This is a genomic window from Streptomyces sp. NPDC002499, assembly GCF_053595415.1.
In genome coordinates this window covers 301,655-319,217 of record NZ_JBSFXO010000008.1, presented here as the reverse complement: position 1 = coordinate 319,217, position 17,563 = coordinate 301,655, and the positions used below count along the sequence as shown (strand labels likewise).

The 17,563-nt window shown below is 72.2% G+C and carries 21 protein-coding genes and 1 tRNA gene; 4 read left to right on the top strand and 18 right to left on the bottom strand.

All coding sequences use genetic code 11. The features are described 5' to 3' along the window. Positions 1-85: 85 nt before the first annotated feature. The 3 genes from ACWD5F_RS24305 to ACWD5F_RS24295 all read right to left on the bottom strand — a co-directional run bounded on the left by ACWD5F_RS24305 (position 86) and on the right by ACWD5F_RS24295 (position 2,890). Positions 86-934, bottom strand: coding sequence for a sugar phosphate isomerase/epimerase family protein (locus ACWD5F_RS24305; RefSeq protein ID WP_451257232.1), 849 nt, complete (start codon positions 932-934; stop codon positions 86-88). Further along, a complete protein-coding gene (locus ACWD5F_RS24300; protein ID WP_451257230.1) occupies positions 931-1,821 on the bottom strand; it encodes a sugar phosphate isomerase/epimerase family protein in 891 nt (296 codons plus the stop codon). Before ACWD5F_RS24300 ends, ACWD5F_RS24305 begins: the two co-directional genes overlap by 4 nt. 181 nt (positions 1,822-2,002) lie before the next feature. Beyond that, positions 2,003-2,890, bottom strand: a complete 888-nt coding sequence (locus tag ACWD5F_RS24295) for a helix-turn-helix transcriptional regulator (RefSeq protein ID WP_451257228.1) — start codon at positions 2,888-2,890, stop codon at positions 2,003-2,005. 211 nt (positions 2,891-3,101) lie between these two features. On the opposite strand from ACWD5F_RS24295, the gene ACWD5F_RS24290 reads away from it, so the two are divergent. Next, positions 3,102-3,932 (top strand): SDR family NAD(P)-dependent oxidoreductase, encoded by an 831-nt coding sequence (locus ACWD5F_RS24290; protein ID WP_451257226.1) that lies wholly within the window; start codon positions 3,102-3,104, stop codon positions 3,930-3,932. Positions 3,933-4,013: 81 nt separating this feature from the next. On the opposite strand, the gene ACWD5F_RS24285 is transcribed toward ACWD5F_RS24290, so the two are convergent. From ACWD5F_RS24285 to ACWD5F_RS24235, 11 genes are all read right to left on the bottom strand, one after another. Next, positions 4,014-4,087 (bottom strand) — tRNA-Pro (locus ACWD5F_RS24285). A gap of 132 nt (positions 4,088-4,219) precedes the next feature. Next, a complete protein-coding gene (locus tag ACWD5F_RS24280; RefSeq protein WP_451257224.1) occupies positions 4,220-5,590 on the bottom strand; it encodes an MFS transporter in 1,371 nt (456 codons plus the stop codon). Between the two features lie 78 nt (positions 5,591-5,668). Continuing rightward, positions 5,669-6,028, bottom strand: coding sequence for an MmcQ/YjbR family DNA-binding protein (locus ACWD5F_RS24275; protein ID WP_401712104.1), 360 nt, complete (start codon positions 6,026-6,028; stop codon positions 5,669-5,671). A gap of 83 nt (positions 6,029-6,111) precedes the next feature. Next, a complete protein-coding gene (locus ACWD5F_RS24270; RefSeq protein ID WP_451257221.1) occupies positions 6,112-6,648 on the bottom strand; it encodes an N-acetyltransferase family protein in 537 nt (178 codons plus the stop codon). Continuing rightward, a complete protein-coding gene (locus ACWD5F_RS24265) occupies positions 6,645-7,226 on the bottom strand; it encodes a helix-turn-helix domain-containing protein (RefSeq protein WP_451257219.1) in 582 nt (193 codons plus the stop codon). Before ACWD5F_RS24265 ends, ACWD5F_RS24270 begins: the two co-directional genes overlap by 4 nt. A gap of 72 nt (positions 7,227-7,298) precedes the next feature. Continuing rightward, positions 7,299-8,201 carry a LysR family transcriptional regulator gene (locus ACWD5F_RS24260; protein ID WP_401712113.1) on the bottom strand — a complete coding sequence of 301 codons (903 nt, stop codon included), beginning with the start codon at positions 8,199-8,201 and terminating at the stop codon, positions 7,299-7,301. Between the two features lie 70 nt (positions 8,202-8,271). Beyond that, positions 8,272-9,474 carry a glycine C-acetyltransferase gene (locus ACWD5F_RS24255; protein ID WP_451257217.1) on the bottom strand — a complete coding sequence of 401 codons (1,203 nt, stop codon included), beginning with the start codon at positions 9,472-9,474 and terminating at the stop codon, positions 8,272-8,274. A gap of 56 nt (positions 9,475-9,530) precedes the next feature. Beyond that, positions 9,531-10,559: an L-threonine 3-dehydrogenase gene (tdh, locus tag ACWD5F_RS24250; RefSeq protein ID WP_451257215.1), complete on the bottom strand. Its 1,029-nt coding sequence runs from the start codon at positions 10,557-10,559 to the stop codon at positions 9,531-9,533. Positions 10,560-10,713: 154 nt separating this feature from the next. Then, positions 10,714-11,088, bottom strand: coding sequence for a YybH family protein (locus ACWD5F_RS24245; protein WP_451257213.1), 375 nt, complete (start codon positions 11,086-11,088; stop codon positions 10,714-10,716). Positions 11,089-11,148: 60 nt separating this feature from the next. After that, complete coding sequence (locus ACWD5F_RS24240) at positions 11,149-11,868, bottom strand: SDR family NAD(P)-dependent oxidoreductase (RefSeq protein WP_451257211.1); 720 nt, start codon at positions 11,866-11,868, stop codon at positions 11,149-11,151. A 184-nt stretch (positions 11,869-12,052) separates the two neighbouring features. After that, the gene (locus ACWD5F_RS24235; RefSeq protein WP_451257209.1) at positions 12,053-12,982 is read right to left on the bottom strand and encodes a LysR family transcriptional regulator; all 930 of its coding nucleotides are present in this window, start codon (positions 12,980-12,982) and stop codon (positions 12,053-12,055) included. Positions 12,983-13,120: 138 nt separating this feature from the next. Here ACWD5F_RS24235 and ACWD5F_RS24230 point away from each other — a divergent pair, with 138 nt between their 5' ends. The 3 genes from ACWD5F_RS24230 to ACWD5F_RS24220 are packed head-to-tail and all read left to right on the top strand — an operon-like array spanning position 13,121 to position 15,295. Next, entirely contained in the window at positions 13,121-13,423 is a 303-nt protein-coding gene (locus ACWD5F_RS24230; RefSeq protein WP_451257207.1) for a muconolactone Delta-isomerase family protein, read from the top strand. Continuing rightward, the gene (locus ACWD5F_RS24225) at positions 13,420-14,676 is read left to right on the top strand and encodes a YbfB/YjiJ family MFS transporter (RefSeq protein WP_451257205.1); all 1,257 of its coding nucleotides are present in this window, start codon (positions 13,420-13,422) and stop codon (positions 14,674-14,676) included. Before ACWD5F_RS24230 ends, ACWD5F_RS24225 begins: the two co-directional genes overlap by 4 nt. A gap of 13 nt (positions 14,677-14,689) precedes the next feature. Then, the gene (locus ACWD5F_RS24220) at positions 14,690-15,295 is read left to right on the top strand and encodes a GOLPH3/VPS74 family protein (protein WP_451257203.1); all 606 of its coding nucleotides are present in this window, start codon (positions 14,690-14,692) and stop codon (positions 15,293-15,295) included. Between the two features lie 26 nt (positions 15,296-15,321). On the opposite strand, the gene ACWD5F_RS24215 is transcribed toward ACWD5F_RS24220, so the two are convergent. From ACWD5F_RS24215 to ACWD5F_RS24200, 4 genes are all read right to left on the bottom strand, one after another. Continuing rightward, positions 15,322-15,915: a TetR/AcrR family transcriptional regulator gene (locus ACWD5F_RS24215; RefSeq protein ID WP_451257201.1), complete on the bottom strand. Its 594-nt coding sequence runs from the start codon at positions 15,913-15,915 to the stop codon at positions 15,322-15,324. A gap of 55 nt (positions 15,916-15,970) precedes the next feature. Continuing rightward, positions 15,971-16,552 carry a GAF domain-containing protein gene (locus ACWD5F_RS24210; protein ID WP_451257199.1) on the bottom strand — a complete coding sequence of 194 codons (582 nt, stop codon included), beginning with the start codon at positions 16,550-16,552 and terminating at the stop codon, positions 15,971-15,973. 61 nt (positions 16,553-16,613) lie between these two features. Beyond that, positions 16,614-17,213 (bottom strand): GTP-binding protein, encoded by a 600-nt coding sequence (locus tag ACWD5F_RS24205; protein WP_401712145.1) that lies wholly within the window; start codon positions 17,211-17,213, stop codon positions 16,614-16,616. Continuing rightward, a complete protein-coding gene (locus ACWD5F_RS24200) occupies positions 17,191-17,562 on the bottom strand; it encodes a DUF742 domain-containing protein (protein WP_124002318.1) in 372 nt (123 codons plus the stop codon). The genes ACWD5F_RS24205 and ACWD5F_RS24200 overlap by 23 nt, the downstream gene beginning before the upstream one ends. Position 17,563: the final 1 nt, after the last annotated feature.

Sequence of the window (17,563 nt, the reverse complement as noted above, 5' to 3'; positions counted from 1 at the left end):
CGACCGCGAACGAGCCGTACCTCGGCGGCGCACGCACAGAAGCGGTGGGGACGACCGTGGTTTCGTCCCCACCGCATCTGCGGCCTTACCTCACCAGTGCCGCAGCGGTGCGGAACGCCGCCTCGGCGGCCTCCCGCACCGGCAGCGCGCGGTGCGTGGCGGAAAGGATCTCCACTCCCCAGGGACCGCGGAAGCCGGCCGCACGGAGCGCGGCGACGACGCCGGGGAGGTCGAAGGAGCCTTCCCCGCACAGCCGACGACGATGGACGGTGTCCTCGAAGAGCGTGCCCACGACGTCCGCGTCCGCGTCGTCGAGTTCCACGCCGACTATGCGCGATCCCGGTATCTCCGCCAGTTCGGCGGGCGGGGTGTGCGCGCGCTCGGTGTGCCAGGCGTCGATGATGAGCCCGCCCGCCGGGTGACCCGCCGCCTCGACGAGCCGGAGCCCGTCGTGCACGGTCCTCAGGTTGGACCAGGGCAGGGGCTCGACCCCGAGCCGGGCGCCCACCCCGTCGGCCTGCGCCGCCAGCACGGCGAACTCCTCGGCCCAGACGTCCAGGTCCCAGGGCTCGTCCGCCACGTCGGGGCCGATCTTGAAGGTGCGTGCGCCGAGCGCCTCGATGGCCCGCAGCATCTCGGTGCGGACGATGTCCGACGCGGCCCGCCGTGGCCCGTCGGCCCACCAGTCGGTGAGCAGCTCCAACTCGATGTGGTTGATCCCGTTGTCCGCGAAGAGCGACCGGACACCCGCGAGCCCGAACTCCCGCTCCGCCTCCACCAGGTCGACGTACAGCAACCCGAACGCGGTGAATCCGGCCTCCCGCGCCGCTTCCACGCGTTCCCGCAGGTTCAGCGGACTGCGCTGGTCCGCCCGGTCGGGAGCGGCGTCACCGGCGGTGGTCCAGCACGTGGCCAGAAGTGCGTCAGAGGTCACTGCGCGGCGCCGCGCAGCACCGCGCGCAGGTGCTCGGCGCTGGCCCACACGTCCTCGACCGGACCCTTGGCCGTGGGCTCCTCGGTCAGGATGGTGTCCTGCTCCAGGACGTACCAGCCGTCGTAGCCGCGTGCGCTGAGGTGCGTGACGATGGCCTCCACGTCCACGTCCCCGGCACCCAGCGGGCGGTACATGCCCTCGCGCACGGCGTCGGTGTAGCTGAGCCGGCCGTCCTGGACCTTGGCGGCGAGGGAGGCGTCCACGTCCTTCATGTGGGTGTGCGCGATGCGCTCGGGCGCCTGCCGGGTGAGCTCGGCCGGGTCGGTGCCGCCGATGAGCAGGTGACCGGTGTCGAGGCAGAGCGAGATCGCCGAGTGCTCCAGGACGCGCCGGACCTCGTCGCCGTTCTCGATCATCGTGCCGACGTGCGGGTGCAGGACGGCGCGTACGCCGCGCTCGGCGGCCAGTGCGGAGAGCCGGTCGAGGTTGGACAGCAGCAGCTTCCAGCCGTCGGCGTCCAGCTCGGGGCGGGAGTCGTAGCCGTCCTGGCCGGTGACGGCCGACAGGACGAGCACCTCCGCCTTCGAGGCGTCGTAGCCCGCCAGGAGCTGCTCGGCCTCGGGCAGCGGGTCGTGGCCGGGCACGTGCAGCAGCAGCGGAGTGAAGCCGCCCACCGCGTGCAGGTCGTGATCGGCGAGAGTGCGGGCCATGGCGCCGGGCTCGGCGGGCAGGAAACCCTCGGGGCCGAACTCGGTGGCGGACAGGCCGACCTCGCGCATTTCGTTCAGTACCCGCTCGGGCGTCAACTGGTAGCCCCAGCCCGGGACTTCGCACACACCCCAGGAGATGGGAGCGCCGGCGATCCGGTGGAGCGGTGAGGTGGTCATGCCGTGGCCTTTCGATGGGTCCGGTCGAGGCGTCGAACGCGGTGGCGGAAGGCCGGCTCGGGGTCGCACGCCAGGCCGTTCACCTGCCAGAAACGTTAGGTCGATCGCACGCCATTTCTGAAGGGCCGGAAACCATCATTAACCCGTCAATGGACACGTCTTTTTCCCGTCGCCGCCGCGGTCACTGGTACGGCGTCGTCGGGACCGTCCTCGAACCGTCGGAGCGCCTCTGGTCCGCGGCCCACGCGGAGAGAACCGTCATGGCCTCGTCCGAAGGTGACCCGGGATCGGCCAGGAACGTGAAGAGGGTCTGGTCCGGGTCGCCCGGGAAGGTCAACGCCTCCGTGTGGAGGGTGAGTCGGCCGACGATCGGGTGGCGCAGGACCTTCGTGTCGTGGCTGGGTTCGACCACCTTCTGCCCCGCCCACCAGCGCAGGAAGCGGTCGCTCTTGATGGACAGTTCGCCCACGAGTTCGGCGGTGCGGGTGTCGTCGGGGTGCCGTGCGGCGTCCATCCGGAGCGTCCCGACGAAGATGGTGGCGACCTTCTCCCAGTCGTCCGCGAAGAGCGACCGCGCGGCCTCGTCGAGCATCACCCAGCGCACGGCGTTCCGCTCCCGGACGGGCATCGCGTCGAAGTCGGCGAGCAGTGCGCGGGCCATCCGGTTGCTCGCCAGGATGTCGGTGCGCCGTCCCAGTACGAAGGCCGGGGTGTCCCCGAGCCGGGCCAGCAGCGCGTGCACCCCGGGCCGTACCTTCTGCACGCTACGGGAGGTGCGGCGCCGCCCGCCGGCCGGTCGGCGGGCGACCGTGTGCAGGTAGCTGCGCTCGGCCGGGTCGAGCTGCAGGGCGTTGGCGAGGGCGTCGAGGACCGAGTCCGAGGGCGTGATGGGCCTGCCCTGCTCCAGGCGCGTGTAGTAGTCCACGCTGACGCCCGCCAGCGCCGCCAGTTCCTCCCGGCGCAGTCCGGGGACCCGGCGCGGGGTCGCGTCGTGAATGCCGAGCCGCTGCGGATCGATCGCCGCGCGTCGCGCCCGCAGGAAGTCGCCGAGGTCTTCGTTCCGGTCCATCCATCCATGGTCGCGCGAACCGGCGGACCGTGCCGCGGCGAAGGTGGCCCTCCGCGTCCCAGGAAGCGGAGGGCCGCTTCCAAGGCCTTCGCGGCCCTGCCCCGGCGGTTGGCTTGAGAAGGGAAACACCGCGGCGGATCACCGCCCCGGCGCCCCCTTCCACCTCACCCCGCCGTGTCTGTCGCACGGCCCACCACAGGGAGTCCCCGACATGCCTTCCACCTGGCTCATCACCGGCGCGACCTCGGGCTTCGGCCGTCTGATCGCCGACCGCGCGCTCGCCACCGACGCCCATGTGATCGCGGTCGGCCGCCGCAGCGACCGGCTCGCCGACCTGGCCGACAGCGCCCCGCACGGGCGGGTCACCACGGTCCCGCTGGACATCACCGCGCCGGACGCGGAGGAGGTCCTGGCCGACGTCGTGCGTGCGGCGGGCGGCCGCCTGGACGTCCTGGTGAACAACGCGGGATACGGGCTGTTCGGCGCCGTCGAGCAGATCGGCGCCGCCGAGGCCCGCGCGATCTTCGACACCAACGTGCTGGCCAACCTCGCCGTCCTGCGGGCCACGCTCCCCGCCCTGCGGGCCGCCCAGGGCCGGGTCGTGCAGATCTCGTCCCTCATCGGCCAGTTCGCCTGGCCCTCCTCGGGCCTGTACTCGGCGTCCAAGGGCGCGGTCGAACTGATCGGCGAGGCCCTCGCCCACGAACTGGCCCCCACCGGCGTCAAGGTCACCATCGTCGAACCGGGCACCTTCGCCACCGAGTTCGCCACCAGCCTGCACGTCGTCGCCCCGAACGACGTCTACGCGCCGACCGTCGGCAAGTTCCTCACCGACTTCTCCGAGCTGCCGCCCGAGGCCTTCGGCGACCCCGACACCGTGGCCGACGCGATCATCGCGGTCACGGCACTGGACGAGCCGCCCCTGCGCCTGGCCGTGGGCGCGGACGCGATCGAGAACATCCGTGCCTCGCTCCGCTCTCGCCTCGCCGAACTCGACCGCTGGGAGTCCTTCCCGCGCGTACCGGTCGGCCAGGGCGCCTGACATCGCGGCGCCCGTCCGGACATGACCGAGGGGCGGGGTCGGATTCCTCCGACACCGCCCCTGATCTGCGACTCCTTCGAGTCGGGACGACAGGATTTGAACCTGCGACCCCTTGACCCCCAGTCAAGTGCGCTACCAAGCTGCGCCACGTCCCGGTGCCCGTCTGACCTGGGGTTTCCCCCGGCCGAACACGCATGGAAACAATACCGCACTCGGGTCGGTGGTCGCGCACGCCTTTTGTCCTGCCCGACGTCCGCGCCGTCCTGCCCGACGTCCGCGCCACCCCGTCACCCCGGCTGCGGACACTCCCGCTCGGGTGCCGGGCGCAGGCCCGAGCCCGCCTTCGGCGCGTCCGCGCGGACCAGGTCGCGGATCGCCGGTACGGCGAGGAGGGCGACCGGGATGGCGAGACTGACGGCGCCCGCGACGAGGAGAACCTGGTCGGCGCCGAGTGCCGAGGCTGCGGGTCCTGCGAGGGCCTGCCCGACCGGCATCATCGCGAGGGAGCCGGCCACGTCGTACGCGTGGATGCGGTTGAGGACGTCGGGCGGGACCTGCGTCTGCACGCTGGTCGCCCACATCACGCCCCAGAACGACATCCCGGCCCCGGCGACGGCCGCGCCGACCGCCATGGCGGGAACGCCGAGGCCGGCCCCGACGGCCGCCGGGAAGCCCGCGAAGAGGAACAGGGAGACCGCGCCGGCGCGCAGCATGCGCCGCGGTCTCAGCCGCAGGGCGAGCAGGCCGCCGACGACCGTGCCCGCGCCGAGGGCGGAGTTGACCAGGCCGTAGGCGCGCGGACCGTGCTGCTGCACCACCTCCGTCGCCACCAGCGGAACCGACGGCCCCCACACTGCGATCATGTACACGCACCAGATCGCGATCACGCCCCACAGCCACGTCCGCGACCTGAACTCCCGCCAGCCCTCAACCAGATCGGCCCGGAAGGCCCTTCCGCCGTGCCCGGTCGGTTCGGTGTCGGGGGTGAGCGGCGGCAGCCGGAGCAGCAGCAGACACAGCGCGCTGACCGCGTACGTGGCGGCGTGGGCGGCGAACACTCCGCCGGGCGAGGCGAAGCCGACCAGCAGGCCCGCGGCGGCCGGGCCGCCGAGTTGGGCGGCGGACTCGGCGATACGGATCGCGCCGTTCGCGCCCTGGATGTCGGAGGCGAGCCGGGGCACCGTGCTCGCCACGCCGGGCTGGAAGACGGCTCCCGCGATGCCGTTGGCGAAGCCGATCGCGCAGATCTCCCACAGGACGACATGGCCGGAGTAGAAGAGCACGGCCGCGAGTGTCTGGGTGCCGAGGCGCACCAGATCCGCGCCGATCATCAGCTTCCGGGTGTCGAACCGGTCGGCGATGACCCCGCCGAAGACGACGAGCCCGGCGAAGGCGGCGACCGTCGAGGCCATCGCCAGACCGACCGCGCCCACCCCGTACCCGTGCTGGAGGAGCCCCGCCGCGAGGGCGACGGGCAGCATGGTGTCACCCAGCCGGGCCATGGCCCGGGCGACGAAGAACAGCGCGAAGTCCCGCGACCACACGGGCCGTTGCCCCCGAGCCCCCGCGGACCGATCCGGCGGAGCGGCCGCCCCCGGCGAACCCGTTCCCCCCGTCGGATCCGCCGCCGACCCCGGATGTGACGACATCCCTGCCATCCCCTCGCGTCTCCCGCCCCGCCCGTCACGAACAACCTCGGATCATGCCACGCGGCACCGACGACGCCCGAGGGGATCTCAGTCCGTGGCCGGCCGCCCCAACTCGGGGTAGGAGTCGAGCAGACGGGTCGGGGCCGCCTGGCGCCAGGAGTCGGCGAGGATGTCGTGCAGTTCGCCCTCGTCCTCCAGCGCGGACAACCGCACCCGCACCCACGCGAACTGCGCCTCGTGGTCGGCGATCCAGAACTTCTCCGGCTCGGCGAGGGCCAGTTCGTCGCGCTCCTCCTTGGGGCAGCGCACGGCGATGGAGGTCTCGTCCTCGGGCACTGTGGCGAACATCTTTCCCGCGACCCGGAACGTGGGCATGTTCCAGGCGATCTTCTCCGTCGTGTCCGGCAGAGCAAGGGCGACACGGCGTACGTCTTCGGCGTCCGGCATGCCTCGCACCGTAGCGCCTCCCACTGACAACCACCTGGTGAGAGCACCGCTCCTCGTAGGTCGCGGCTCACAGGTCGCAGCGCTCAGCGCGCAGCGGTTACGCCCGCCCCCAACCGCTTGTAATAGATCGACGTCGGCCGCAGCACCCCGCCGGGATCCGCCGCGTAGTCCGGGATCGCGCCGATCCTGGTCCAACCCGCCCCTCCGTAGAGCCGTTCGGCGAGGCTGTCGGTCTCGGTGTCCAGGTGGAGGAGGGTGATGCCGGACGCGGCGGCGGCCTCCTCGGCGGTACTGAGGAGCGTGCGGCCGAGGCCCTGTCCGCGGGCGTCCCGGTGCACCATCAGCTTGACCAGTTCGGCCCGGTGACGGCTGTTGGGCTTGCCCGGGAAGGCGAGGCTCACGGTGCCGACGACCCGGTCCCCGTCCTGAGCGGCCCAGACGGCGAGTTGCCCGGCGGCCACGCCCGCCGCCCGCTCCTCCCACCAGGCAAGCGCCTCCGCGCGATCGAGCGGTGCGAGGAACCCGACGGAGGCGCCACCGTCCACGGTGTCGACCAGCAACTCGGCCAACTCCCCCACCCGCGCGGACAGTTCACCACTACCAAGTCTCCGCACGATCACGGCAGCACCACCGCCAGGACGTACCGCACGTCCGCATCGCCCGCGCACCGGAACCGGGTCGGCCCCCACACCCGCAACCGCAGACAGTCCCCGGTGTCGAGGTGGTGCGTCACCTCCTGGGCCGTCACGTCCAACGCCCCTTCCAGCACCCAGATGTGCTGTTCCAGACCGGGCACGGGCGGCCGGTCGTACGCGAGGTCGGCGCCCACCGCCAGCCGCCCCTCGACGAGTTCACCGCGCAGCCCGGCATGCGGCGGGGACACGGACCGGCGTACGAAACCGGAGGCCCTGTCCTGCCACACCGGTTGCTCGGCGGCCCGCAACAGCAGCGCGGGCTCGGACTCGACCTCGCTGAGCAGCTGGGACATGGTCCGGCCGTAGACATTGCAGAGGCGGTTGAGCAGAGAGGCGGTCGGGCTGATCTCCGCGCGCTCAGCCCGGGACAGCGTGGACTTGCTGACCCCGCTGCGCTCCGCCAACTCCCCCAGGGACCAACCGCGTTCGGCCCGCAGGTCGGCCAGGCGAGCACCGAGCCGGGCGTCGACGGCGTCCGGGGTCGCCTCATCGAGCTGTTTCATATCCGGGAAGGTATCCCGGATATGAAACGAGCAGGTTACGTACGGCTCACTCCCGAGCCGCCTTGCCGAGCGTCACTCCCGAGCCGCTTCCCCGAGCGCGTCCAGCACCGGCCTGATCAGCGGATGCTCCTCCGCCCCACGGCGTACGGCCGCGAAGACCCGACGCGTGGGCGCGACCCCGTCGACGGGCCGGACGACCACCCCCGCGAGGTCCATGCCGATCAGCGCAGAGCGCGGCACGAGGGCGACGCCCGCGCCGGCCGAGGCCAGGGCGACGACCGCGCGGAAGTCGTCCGAGGAGTGTTCGAGCCGGGGCTGGAAGCCGGCGTTCTCGCAGGCGAGGACCACCACGTCGTGGCAGGGGTTGCCGGGGTACGGGCCGATCCACGCGTCCTTGGCCAGCTCCGCGAGCGGCACCTCGGCGGCGTCGGCCAGGTGGTGCGAGACCGGCACGACGGCGTCGAAGGGCTCGGCGTACAGCGCCACGTGGGTCAGCCGGGGGTCGTCGGCGGCCGGCGCCCCGCGGTACTCCACGGCGACCGCCACGTCGACCTGCCGGTCGAGGACCATCGGGAGGCTGGCGTCGCCCTCCGCGTCCTGGACCCGGATCCGGATGCCGGGCGCGGTCGAGGCGAGCCAGGCCAGGGCCGGCGCCACGACCAGGGCGATACCGGTCGCGAAGGAGGCGACGGTGACCGTCCCGGCCGCGCCCGAGCTGTACGCGGCGAGCTCGGCCTCGGCCCGCTCCAGCTGGGCGAGGACGGCGTTGGTGTGGCCGAGCAGGATCTCGCCGGCGGCGGTGAGACGTACCCCCTTGGCCCCGCGCTCGACCAGGCGGTGGCCCGTCTCCTGCTCCAGCGCGGCGAGCTGTTGCGAGACGGCGGAGGGGGTGAGGTAGAGGGCCGCGGCGGCGGCCGTCACCGTGCGGTGGTCGGCCACCGCCCGGAGGATGTGGAGCCGCCGCGCTTCGATCATGGGATCGATTGTCTCAAACGCGCCCGTCGAACCCGGCACGCGCCGGAACGCGACCCACCCCGGGCTCCCCTCAGCCCTGCTCGGCCGCCAGCTCCGCCCGAGCCGCCACGAACGCCTCCACCGCGCGGTTCACGTCCTCCGTGGAGTGCGCCGCCGACAGCTGGACGCGGATCCGGGCCTGGCCCTGCGGCACCACCGGGTAGGAGAAGCCGATCACGTACACGCCCCGCTCCAGGAGCAGCTCCGCGAGGCGGCCCGCCTTGGTCGCGTCGCCGATCATCACGGGGGCGATGGCGTGGTCGCCGGGAAGGATCTCGAAGCCCTCCTCGGTCATCCGGCGCCGGAACAGCGCGGTGTTCTCGCGGAGCCGGACGCGCAGGTCGTCGGCCGACTCCAGCAGGTCGAGCACCTTGAGGGAGGCCGCCGCGATCACGGGAGCGAGGGTGTTGGAGAAGAGGTACGGGCGCGAGCGCTGACGCAGCAGGGCGACGATCTCGGCGCGGGCGGCGACGTAACCGCCGGAGGCGCCGCCGAGGGCCTTGCCCAGGGTGCCGGTGATGATGTCGACGCGGTCCATGACGCCGTGCAGCTCGGGGGTGCCCCGGCCGCCGGGGCCGACGAAGCCGACGGCGTGCGAGTCGTCGACCATGACCATGGCGTCGTAGCGGTCGGCGAGGTCGCAGATCTCGCGCAGCGGGGCCACGTACCCGTCCATCGAGAAGACGCCGTCGGTGACGATCAGCCGCCGTCGGGCGTCGGACGCGTCCTTCAACTGCCGTTCCAGGTCGGCCAGATCGCGGTTGGCGTAGCGGAAGCGGCGGGCCTTGGACAGGCGGATGCCGTCGATGATCGAGGCGTGGTTGAGGGCGTCGGAGATCACCGCGTCCTCGGGGCCGAGCAGCGTCTCGAAGACACCGCCGTTGGCGTCGAAGCAGGAGGAGTAGAGGATCGTGTCCTCCTGGCCGAGGAAGGCCGACAGACGGGCCTCCAGCTCCTTGTGCACCTCCTGCGTACCGCAGATGAAGCGCACGGACGCCATGCCGTAGCCCCAGCGGTCCAGCGCCTCGTGGGCGGCGGCGACGACCTCGGGGTGGTCGGCGAGGCCGAGGTAGTTGTTGGCGCAGAAGTTCAGGACCTCGCCGGGGCGGCCGCCCGCGGTGACGTTCACGGTCGCGGACTGCGGGCTGCCGATCACGCGCTCGGGCTTGTGCAGACCGGCGGCGCGGATCTCGTCGAGGGTGGTGCGGAGGTCGTCGCGCACGGAGTCGAACATGGGGGAAGCTCCTGAGAATGCCGTAGCCGAAAGGGAGTTGCGCGCTCGGTGCGGAGTCACACGGTCCAGTCGAGGATGACCTTGCCGCCACGGCCGCTGGCCGCGTCGGCGAAGGCCGCCTCGAAGTCGCGGTAGCCGTACCGGCCGGTGATCACGGGGGTGAGGTCGAGGCCACCCTCCAGGAGCACCGACATCGCGTACCAGGTCTCGTACATCTCACGACCGTAGATGCCCTTGATGGTGATCATCGAGGTGACGATCCGCGCCCAGTCGACCGGGAACTCCTCGGACGGCAGGCCGAGCATGGCGATGCGGCCGCCGTGCGTCATGTTCGCGATCATGTCGCGGAGCGCCTCGGGGCGGCCGGACATCTCCAGGCCGATGTCGAAGCCCTCGCGCAGGCCCAACTCCCGCTGTCCGTCGGCGATGGAGGCGTCGGAGACGTTGAGGGCGAGGCTCGCGCCGATCTTGCGGGCCAGGTCGAGGCGTTCCTCGCTGACGTCGGTGATCACCACGCTGCGCGCGCCGGCGTGCCGGGCGACGGCCGCCGCCATCAGGCCGATGGGTCCGGCGCCGGTGATCAGGACGTCCTCGCCGACCAGCGGGAAGGACAGCGCGGTGTGCACGGCGTTGCCGAACGGGTCGAAGATCGCGGCGACGTCGAGGTCCACGGGGACGCGGTGCACCCACACGTTGGACGCGGGCAGCACGACGTACTCCGCGAAGGCCCCGTCCCGGCCGACGCCGAGCCCGACCGTGGCCCGGCACAGGTGACGCCGTCCGGCGAGGCAGTTGCGGCACTTCCCGCACACCAGGTGGCCCTCGCCGCTGACCCGGGCGCCGAGGGCGATGTCGGTGACGCCCGGACCCGTCTCGACGACCTCGCCGACGAACTCGTGCCCGATCACGAGCGGGGTGCGGATCGCCTGCTGCGCCCAGCCGTCCCAGGACCGGATGTGCAGGTCGGTGCCGCAGATGCCGGTGCGCAGCACCTTGATCAGTACGTCACCGGGCCCGACGGTGGGCTCCGGGACGTCCACGAGCGCGAGCCCGGGCTCCGCCTTCTCCTTGACCAGCGCCTTCAACGCTACGGCTCCTGTGGGTGAGGTCCCGGGCGCGGGCATGCCGAACGAGCCCGTTCCGGGGGAGGGGTGGATTCTGCTGGCAAATCTGCCCCACCGGAGCGCCCGGGTCCATCGAGGTTTTCTTAAGCGGTGCCGCAGCTCTTCTTCACACCTGTCACGCGTCCAGCCGCGAGACCTGGTAGTGCGCGATGTACCAGCCCTCCCCCAGCCGCCTCACCAGCACGGCGAGCTTGACGTCCACCGGCGGCCGGTCGGTGAACGTGAACTCCGTGTCCAGATAGCCGAGTACGAGGTCGTCGGCGTACCGCCGCGTCTCCAGGATCCGGTAGGCGGCCTTCATCCCGAGGGGCTGCGAGGCGTAGTACTCGGCGACACCCGGTCGGCCGACGCCATAAGGGTGCAGTCCCTGGAAGATCGCGTCCTCGGTGAAGAGCCGGGCCACGTCCTCCGGTTGGTGGGCGTCGACGGCCGCCTTCCAGGCGTCGAGGACACCGCGCAGGATCAGTGCGTCGTCGTTCGTGCTGTTCATGTCCATGGACCTTTCTCAGTGACCGGTGTCCTACTGACCCGCGCCTTCGTCACCCGCGCCTCAGTGACCCGCGCTCATACCGCCGTCGACGTGCAGGATCTCGCCCGTGACGTACGGCGCGGCCTCCAGGTAGAGCACGGCGTCGACCACGTCGCTCACTTCACCCATCCGGCCGACCGGGTGCAGGGCGGCGAGGAAGTCGTGGGTCTCCGCGGAGTGCATGGGGGTCTTGATGGTGCCGGGCGAGACGGCGTTGACGCGGATGCCACGGGTGGCGTACTCGATGGCCAGGGACTTGGTGGCGGACTGAAGACCGCCCTTGGTCAACGAGGCGAGCACGGACGGTACCCGGGCGTCCGCGTTGTCGACCAGGCTGGTGGTGACGTTGACGACGTGGCCGCCGCCCTGGGCGAGCAGGTGCGGGACGGCGAGCTGCGTGACGTGGAAGAAGCCGGACAGGTTGATGCCGGCCACGGCCGCGTAGTCCTCGGGCGTGTAGTCCGTGAAGGGCTTGGCGACGAAGACGCCGGCGTTGTTCACGACGGTGTCGACCCGTCCGAACCGCTCGACGGCGGCGGCGATCACGCGCTCGGCGGTGGCCGGGTCGGCGATGTCGCCCTGGACGGTGAGGACGTCGGCGTCGTCGAGGGGCTCGATCGTGCGCGAGGTGGCGACGACTGCGTACCCGAGCTTGCGGTAGCCCTCGACGAGGGCGGCGCCGATGCCCTGCGAGGCGCCGGTGATGATCGCGACCTTCTGGTCCTGAGTGCTGGTGCTCATGGTGCTCTCCTCCGAAACAGTGGGACCGATCCACTAGACGACCGGTCGACTATTTAGAAGCTAGAGCGGTCCACCGGCATCCGGAAGGACCCGCTCAGGACCCCTTTCCTCCCGTCTGGGAGGCACAGGCTCCCAGCGCGGATCGGCGGGAGAGCGCGTGCGGTCAGCCGGCGGGCGTGCCCGGTCAGTCGGGCAGCGCGTACGGATCGTCTGCGGGCAGCCACGCGTCCGGGGCGTGGATGCCGAGGTCGCCGACGCCCTCGCACAGGGCCTCGACCACGGCGAGCACCCCTTCGCGCTGCTCGCTCTCGCGGCTGACGACCGACCAGGTCCAGTACACCCTCGGCCCGACGACCTCGCGTCGGACCAGGTCGGGCGGCAGCGGATCGGTCTGCCCCTTGGGCGAGTTGACGACCGGACGGCTGCACCGGCGGACGTGCTCGAAGAACGCCGGGCCGGTGATCGCCCCGTCGGAGATGCGCACCGCGCGAGCCCCCGTGGCCTGTGTGAGCTCCTCGGCGTACACGTTCCAGGACGCCCAGGAGGTGACGTCGTCGTCGACGAGGACGTCGGTGTCCCGGGCGGACACGTCTGCCGTGTCGTTGCCGGTCGAGACGGCGTAGAGCCGGTCGGCGCCGATCAGCCGGGCCCGCAGCCCGAGCCGTTTCAGGTCCTCGGTGCGGACCCAGCACACGGCGAGGTCCAGGCTGCCGTCGGCGACCCGGGCGGCCTGGGTGTGGGAGGGGGCGACCCAGGCGTCGATGTGCACCCGGGCCACCGAGGCGGTACGCCGGGTCAGGTCCGACGGGAGCCAGTTGACGTAGCCGAGCCGCACCGATTCGGAGTCCGAGAGGCGGCCCGCCCGGCGCTTGAGGTCCTCGGCCCGTTCCAGGAGGTCACGGGTGTGCGGGAGGAGGGCGGCGCCCGCCGGGGTGAGGGAGACGGACCGGCGGTCCCGGTCGAACAGCCTTACGCCCAGGTCCCGTTCGAGCGCCTTGATCTGCTGGGAGAGCGAGGGCCCGGCGATCAACAGCCGCTCGGCGGCCCGGCCGAAGTTCAGCTCCTCGGCGACGGCGACGAAGTACCGCAACTGGCGCAGCTCCACGCCCGTCATGCTACGCGGCCACTGGGAGCCTGTGTCTACCAGAAGTGAGGAAGCCCGTCGTGGCGCCGGGCCGGTGCCGGGCCCAGGATGAACGTATGCCGGCCCTGCGGCTCAGGACCGCGGACACCGCCCGAACGGAGAGACGCCATGCGTGAGTTCCTGGTCGAGATCACCACGACCGTGCCGGAGGGCACCCCTCAGGAGGAGGTCGCCGCACGTCGTGCCGCCGAGGCGGTCCGGGCGAAGGAGCTGGCGGCGACCGGGCATCTCGCGCGGCTGTGGCGTCCGGTGGGCGAGCGGCGCAGTGTCGGTGTGTGGCGGGCCGCCGACGAGGCGGAGCTGTACGAGAAGGTGCTGGGCACGCTGCCGTTGCACGATTGGATGTCGTTCGCCGTCACCCCGCTCGAATCCCACCCCAACGACCCGGGCCGGGCCGACAGCACGCGATGACGGCACCGGCTCGCCCGCCCGCCGGTCTCCCCTCCCCCTGGCCCCACGTCCTGCGGACCGCCACCGCGCTCGCGGCCGCGATGGGCGTCGGCCGCTTCGTCTACACGCCGATCCTGCCGCTGATGCACGCCCAGGCGGGCCTCTCGGCAGGCGCCGGCGCGAACCTGGCGACCGCCAACTACGTGGGCTACCTCATCGGCGCGCTCGCGGGCACCCTGTCCCCCGCCCTGGTCCGCTCACGGGCCGTCCTGCGCGGCTCCCTGCTCCTGCTCACCGGCACGCTCGCCGCGATGCCGGTCACCCACAGCCCCGCCGTGTGGGGCGTGCTGCGGCTGCTGGCCGGGGTGGCGAGCGCGCTGGTCTTCGTGATCGCGGTGAACGCGCTGCTGAACCACCTGCGCGACCACCCCGCGCACCTGCCGGGCTGGGCGTTCGGCGGGGTGGGGACCGGCATCGCGCTGTCCGGCGTGCTGGTCCTGGTCTTGCGGTCGGTCGCCGACTGGCGCGCGGCCTGGTGGGCCTCGGCCGGGCTCGCGGCACTGTTCGCCGCCGGTGCGTGGAATCTGCGACCGCCCGAGGCCGCCCCGCGCTCCTCGGCGCCGGCGACCCGCACACACCGCTGGTTCGGCGCGCTGTTCGTGAGTTACGCCCTGGAGGGCGTCGGCTACATCGTGGCCGGCACCTTCCTGGTCGCCGCGATCGCGCAGGGCTCCCCCGGCTGGATCGGCAGCGGCGCCTGGGTGCTGGTCGGGCTGGCCGCCGTACCGTCCTCGGCGCTGTGGGCGCGGCTCGGGCGGCGCTGGTCACGGCCCGATCTGCTGCTGGCGGCGCTGGTGATCCAGGCGGTCGGCATCGCGCTGCCCGCGCTGGTGGGCGGGGTGGGGGCCGCGCTGGTCTCCGCGGTGCTGTTCGGCGCGACCTTCCTCGGTGTCAGCACCCTCGCGCTGGCCACCGGCGCCGAGCTGCGGTTCCCCCGCTCGGTCGCGCTGCTGACCGCCGGCTACTCGGTCGGCCAGATCCTGGGCCCGCTGGTCGTGTCCCCGCTGCTCGGGCACGGCTACCGGTCCGCCCTGCTGCTCGGCGCCCTGGTGGTGCTCGCCGCGGCGGGGGCCGCCGCCGTGCTGCGGATCGGGTTCCCGCACCACATGGTCGTAGTACGCCACACGATGCCCGATCGGCGGCGAGAATCGACGCGGGACGATCGATCCGAGGCAGCCGACCCCGGTGTCGTCGCCCCGCACCCGCCCGACTGACCTGGAGTCACTCATGAACACCGCCCGGGACCTCGTCATCGTCGCCATCGACACGGCACCCGACCATCCGCTGGAGCGGGGGGACCTGTCGCTCGCGCTCGCCGGGGCCGAGGTGCTCGACCTCCTTGACGCCGGGGCCGTCTCGGTCGACGGCGACCGTCTCGTGCCCGACACCGGGACGAGGACGGGCGACCGCCTGCTCGACGAGGCCGCCGGGCAGCTCGTACGGCAGGAACCGTACGAGTCGGTCGAGGACTGGCTGTGGCGCCGGGGACGCGGGCTGTCCGCGGCCTATGTGACCGAGCTGGAGAAGGAGGGGCTGACCGCGAAGCCGCGCGGGCTGCGCAATCCGCTGCGCGCCGTGCCCACCGAACTGGTCGACTCGCCCGACCGGCGCCGCGCCGAGGAGCGCTGGACCGCGGGCGAGCCCGTCCTTGTCACCCTGGCCTCCGCCGCCGGCTTCGGCGACGAGCCGGCCGAGGACTCCGAGGACATCACCGAGGACGCGGTCACCGCGGTGCTCGCGGCCGTCGGCGACGCCGTGATGGAGCTGGAGGCGGTGCGGCAGCGGAAGCAGATCACGGACGCGGCCTACGACAACATCTGGCGCGGCATGTAGAGAGCGTCAGCGGGATGCAGCAGGCGTCAGTGGGCGCCCAGCAGGGCCAGGCAGTTCTGCCACAGGGGGCTCAGTCGCTCCGTGCTGTTGTACAGCTTGGCGAACATGACCTGGCCCTCCAGCTGGGCCACCACGGCCCGGGCCGCCTGGTGCGGGTCGGTGACGGCCACCTCGCCGCGGTCGCGGGCCTCGGCGACGACGGCCTCGACCATGTCGACCTGGACGTCGAAGATCTCCTGGAGGCGCTCGCGGACGGGCTCGGTCCGGTTGCTCAGCTCGAGGGTCAGGTTCCCGAACAGACAGCCCGAGACGGTGCCGCAGCCCTGCTGCACGGCGCGCTGCCCGGCCTCGGTCTCCTCGAACAACTGCCGCAGCCGCCCCAGCGGTTCGCCGTCGCCGCCCAGGATCCGGGTCCAGTCCCGGCGCTGGCCCGCCCAGTGCTCGTCCACGACGGCGAGGGCGAGGGCCTCCTTGGACTCGAAGAAGTAGTAGAAGCTCCCCTTCGGCACCCCGGCCGCCTTGCAGATCTCGGCCACGCCGAGCGCCGAGTAACCACGGCCCTCGATGAGCGTGCGCGCGGCCCCGAGGATCTTCTCCCTCGCATCACTGGTGCGTCCCACGGTGTCGAGTGTACGTAGGTACTAGACCGGTCGGCTAGCGGTCGGCCGCCGACGCTCACAGCGTGGGCAGCCCGTCCTCCTCGCGGCGCTCCAGCCGGGCCACCAGATCCGCCGCCGTCGCCTTTATGGTCTCCAGGCCCGGCTTCCCCCAGGGCCGCGGCTCGACGTCGACCACGCACACGGTGCCGAGCACCATCCCCGTGCTGTCGATGAGCGGCGCGCCCAGATAGGAGCGGATGCCGAACTCGTCGACGACCGGGTTGCCGGCGAACCGCGGGTAGTCGCACACGTCCTCCAGGACCAGTGCCTTGCGCCGGACCACCACATGGGGGCAGAAGCCGTGGTCGCGCTCCAGGTGGCGGCCGAGCTCCGGCTTCTCCTCGTCGCCCTCGGGCACGGGCGGGCGGACGGCCGGGACGTGCAGGCCCGCGAAGAACTGCCGCCGCTCGTCGATGAAGTTGACCATGGCGTACGGCGCCGCGACGTGCTCGGCGAGCCGGTCCGCGTAGGCGTCCAGGGCCGGATCCGGCTGCTCCCCGAGACCGAGCCGGCGCAGTCGCTCGGTCCGGGCGGGCGCCTCCTTGTCCTCGGGGGTGAGCAGCAGACGACCGGCCGGGCGCGCCGGGTCGTACCTCATGGGCGGGCTCCGTCGCGGTGGACGTGGTTCATGTAGGGGCTCCGTGGCGGGCGTGGCGGTATCACCTGTGGACACCGTGGATCGGCGCGTGCGTAGGCGCGTGGGCGATGAGATGGCGTACGAGGGTCAGCAGGGTCTGGACGCCGGAACTGGAGATCCGCGCGTCGCAGCGCACGATCGGGACCTCCGGCGAGAGGTCGATGGCGGCCCGGACCTCCTCGGGGTCGTAGCGGTAGGCGCCGTCGAACTCGTTGATCGCGACGATGAAGCCGAGGCCGCGCTGTTCGAAGAAGTCGACCGCCGCGAAGCACTCCTCCAGGCGGCGGGTGTCGGCGAGGATGACCGCGCCGAGCGCACCCTCGGAGAGTTCGTCCCACATGAACCAGAACCGCTCCTGTCCGGGGGTGCCGAACAGATACAGGACGTGTTCGGGGTCGAGGGTGATGCGGCCGAAGTCCATGGCCACGGTGGTCTCGATCTTGTTCTCGATCCCGTCGAGGCTGTCGGTCGCGGCGCTGACGGTGGTGAGCAACTCCTCCGTGCTGAGCGGCGCGATCTCGCTCACCGCGCCGACGAAGGTCGTCTTGCCCACCCCGAACCCGCCCGCGACGAGGATCTTCAGTGCGGTGGGGAACGGGTCAGAGCTGTCGTCGTAGTCCATCGAGCACTGCCTCCAGTAGGGCCCGGTCAGTGGGAAATTCGTGGAACACGGGGGGCTTGGTGGTCAGCGCCCCGCAGTCGACGAGGTCCGACAGCAGCACCTTGGTGACCACCGCCGGCAGCTTCAGATGGGCGGCCACCTCGGCCACCGGGACGGGCGCGCGGCACAGGTCGAGCGCCTGCGCGTGCTCGGGGCCGAGATAGCCGAGGGGGGTGGCTCCGGTGGCCATCACCTGCGACAGCAGGTCGAGGGCGATGGTGGGCCGGGTGCGGCCGTTGCTGACGGTGAAGGGGCGCACCAGCCGACCGGCCGCGTCGTCGAGCCAGGGCCCGTCGCCGGCCGCCGCCACG